Annotated in this window: 1 protein-coding gene; it reads right to left on the minus strand. The window is 63.6% G+C overall.

Annotated elements, in window-relative coordinates:
• Window positions 1–623 (minus strand): EF-Tu C-terminal domain-related protein (locus AC6CIG_RS29670; protein ID WP_498324382.1); only part of this gene is annotated, 623 nt, incomplete at both ends.

The raw sequence follows: 623 nt of genomic DNA on the forward strand, positions 1-623 counted from the left end.
GTGCGGCCGCCTTCGCGGATAGCGAAGCGCAGCTTTTCTTCCATCGCGATCGGCACGATCAGCTCGACGTCAACCGTGACGTTGTCGCCCGGCATGACCATTTCCGTGCCTTCCGGAAGCGTCACGATGCCGGTCACGTCCGTCGTGCGGAAGTAGAACTGCGGACGGTAGTTGGTGAAGAACGGCGTGTGACGGCCACCCTCTTCCTTCGTCAGGATGTAGGCTTCGGCCTTGAACTTGCGGTGCGGCTTGACCGAACCCGGCTTGCACAGAATCTGGCCGCGCTCGACGCCGTTGCGGTCGACACCGCGAAGCAGCGCGCCGATGTTGTCGCCGGCCTGGCCCTGGTCGAGCAGCTTGCGGAACATTTCAACGCCCGTGCAGGTCGTCTTCGTCGTCGGACGGATGCCGACGATCTCGATTTCCTCACCGACCTTGACGATGCCGCGCTCGACGCGGCCGGTCACGACCGTACCGCGGCCCGAGATCGAGAACACGTCTTCGATCGGCATCAGGAACGGCTGGTCGATCGGACGCTCAGGCGTCGGGATGTAGGCGTCAACCGCAGCCATCAGCTCGCGGATCGCGTCTTCGCCGATCTTCTTGTCCGAATCCTCAAGCGC

It is taken from the genome of Sinorhizobium sp. GQ132 (assembly GCF_059758575.1).